This window comes from Streptomyces sp. NPDC047974 (assembly GCF_040653375.1).
Lineage (GTDB): Bacteria > Actinomycetota > Actinomycetes > Streptomycetales > Streptomycetaceae > Streptomyces.
Genome location: NZ_JBEZNU010000092.1, coordinates 1 through 2631 on the forward strand (window position 1 = coordinate 1; position 2631 = coordinate 2631).

General features: G+C 69.9%; 3 protein-coding genes. 1 reads left to right on the forward strand and 2 read right to left on the reverse strand.

Annotated elements, in window-relative coordinates; all coding sequences use genetic code 11:
• The first annotated feature begins 160 nt into the window (after nucleotides 1–160).
• Nucleotides 161–547 carry a DUF6233 domain-containing protein gene (locus AB0E19_RS38410; protein ID WP_362189812.1) on the forward strand — a complete coding sequence of 129 codons (387 nt, stop codon included), beginning with the start codon at nucleotides 161–163 and terminating at the stop codon, nucleotides 545–547.
• 834 nt (nucleotides 548–1381) lie between these two features.
• On the opposite strand, the gene AB0E19_RS38415 is transcribed toward AB0E19_RS38410, so the two are convergent.
• Both AB0E19_RS38415 and AB0E19_RS38420 read right to left on the reverse strand, forming a co-directional pair.
• Nucleotides 1382–1927 (reverse strand): hypothetical protein, encoded by a 546-nt coding sequence (locus AB0E19_RS38415; RefSeq protein ID WP_362189815.1) that lies wholly within the window; start codon nucleotides 1925–1927, stop codon nucleotides 1382–1384.
• Nucleotides 1928–2052: 125 nt separating this feature from the next.
• Nucleotides 2053–2493 (reverse strand): hypothetical protein, encoded by a 441-nt coding sequence (locus tag AB0E19_RS38420; protein WP_362189818.1) that lies wholly within the window; start codon nucleotides 2491–2493, stop codon nucleotides 2053–2055.
• Between the last annotated feature and the right edge of the window lie 138 nt (nucleotides 2494–2631).

Genomic DNA, 2631 nt, shown 5'->3' on the forward strand with positions numbered 1-2631 from the left:
AGCCGCGAACTCACCGGAGAATCCGTACCAACCTGGCGAATCGAATCGGACATGCCACCCATACCGGCATGAACATTGATCAGATGCCCTCTTAAGCACGACCCGGACGTCCTGGCCAGCCTCGGCGGCGACGCCCTGGCGGCATGAGGCGGCGAGCACCATGGCCCTGTCGATAGCCGAGCGGATCGAGAAGCACCGGACCTTGCTGGTATGGCTGCGCCACCAGGTCGCGGTCGAGGAGCGCACGATCCGGGACCTCGAGCGGGAGGAAGCCGAGGATCAGCGGCGTCGGGAACAGGCCCACCGCGAAACGACGTGGAAGCTCCAGCCCGCCCGCGCGGTCCAGGGCCACCCGATGCTGCACCGGGGGAACTGCGGCCAGTACACCCGGGAATTCGGGCTGCTCAGCCGCGACGAGGTGGTGATCGCGTTCCAGGAGTTTCCTGACCTGGAGATGTGCGCGATCTGCGCCCCGTGGGGCAGTCTCGGTCTGGATCGGCCCACACCCCGCCCTGCCGGGAGCGGGACGGAGGTCGAGTTCCCTTAGATGGCCTTGCCTGGCTCTGCTGCGGCTCTGGTTACGGGGCGGGCAGGCGACGGGCGAGGTCGGCGGCGAGCTGTCCGGCCGCCTGGCCGTGGTCGTTCGGGGCAAGCTGTTCCAGGACCTGGAGCAGCTCGACCATCTCGCGAGCCTCTGTGCGGGTGAGCAGAGCAAGACGGGGTTCGTCGGAGCAGGTGCCGGTTACAAGGTCAAAGTCATCGTCCACGCCGCCTTCAACGGCCCCCGCCAGGGCACGGGCGGGGGCCGGCCTCCTCCCGCCGCGGGCCGGCCTACCGAGACTCACGCGCCGCAGGAACAGCAGGCCAGCGGTTCTTCAAGCGGCCGGACAGCTACGGGCTGGAGACCACGTCGGCCCGCAGGCCGGGACGAGCGACGAGCACCGGGGCTCCCGACGGTGTCTCCGCGGCCGCGCGAGGCGTTGGGGACGGCATGGGGCTGGTGGACCGGGCAGGGCCCGGCATCGAGGAGCAGGCCGACCAGGTAGCGGAGGCGGCGTGCGGACTCGCAGACGCGGAGTCCGGCCGCCTGGACGTCGACCCCGATGCCCGGCGTACGGCACGAAGGTCCGCTGGATCGCGCCCAAGCTGATTCCGGCCGTCGACGGAAAGGCGTCCGAGGCGAACATGCCCGTCCTGAACGTCCTGCCGCCAGCGTCCATGAAGGCCGGCCCCGCCACGGCGGCCGCCGACCCGACCCCGCCCGCACCGGCCGCGCCCAGTTTCGTCTGCCGGCTACCACCGCGCACTCGAGGCGCACCGTCAGCTGGTGCCAGCCGGTGCCCGGCGCTTCGGAGTGCGGCCGACTGCCTGAAGCAGCTGGTCAGACGCCTTCCCAGCCACGGCGAAACGCCTCGCGATCCTGCCACGTCCTGGGTCCGGGGGCGGTGTACTGGACTCGCCAGGCGGTCATCTGCATGTCCCGCAGCCACAGTTCGCCCGCCTGCTGAGGGGCGTAGGCGATGCGCTCGTCCAGGGCCTCCCCGATGACTTTCGCCGCAGCGTCCCACTGCTCGGCGGTCATCTCGTTGAAGGCTGAGAGAAAGCGGCCGGCGAGGCCCAGGCCGTCGTAGTCCAGGGCGGCGAGGACGGACGCTCGCATGTTGCCTGGCATGAAGTACGCCGTCCCGGACGCCTGCCAGAGCTTGAACCAGAAGTCCTCGTAGGGCTCATCGGTCGGAATGGGAAGTCCGGCGAGCAGCGACAGCATGTGCTGGGTGGCCATGTAGCGGTCGCAGTGGGCTGTGGTCAGCAGCGCAATCCTGCTGACGTTGTCGACCGAGAGCCGGCCCTCGAAGTCCGGGGGCAGGCCGGCGTAGCGGTCCAGGTACTCGGCCAGGGACTCGGGCGGCCGCGGGGAGGAGACCATCACCACTCCTTCGGGACTGTAGGGAAGATCGTCAAGCGACAAGATCTCCCCTGGCGCCTGGCCCCCGCAGGTGAACCGGAGAAGTTGGCCGGTCTGCGTTGGCCGGGACGGAGCGGGTGCCGGGTCTACTGGATCGGCTCGAAGCTGATCGCGGCGGCCAACGAAGGTGCCCGGCGCGACCGTACGGTCCCTGCATGTCCTGCCCCCACGGCCATCCCGACGAAAACTTCGCTGGCCGAAGCGGCTGGCACCAGCCCCTCCTCGAGGGACCGGACGATGCCCGCCGGGCAGGTGAAGACGCCATGGACGCCGTCGGCCGGGTACCGCAAGTCACTCGAAGCGCACCGAGCCGCGGCGGCCGAGCCGTTCTCCGCCCGGCTGCCGAAGGGGGCGTCGAGCGGCAGATCCAGGCGATGCGCGAGCGCAGCCTCCTTGACTTCCCCGAGTCGGCCGAAGACGAGCCTGCCTCCGTCGAGGAGACGGAGCTGCTGCGCCGGCACCAGGCCGCCCTGACTCAGGCGGCCGCGCTGCGCCGAGCACGCGTGAAACGAGTCGCCCGACAGCACACCACGACAGGCTCGTACACAGAGGATCGTGCCGCTTCGTACGGAGCAATGCTCAAGACCTGTGGATCAGCTCCGGGTGGGACGCGGAGGGCGTACCTTCCCGAATGATCCTGTGATGGTCACCGAGTAGACCCGCGT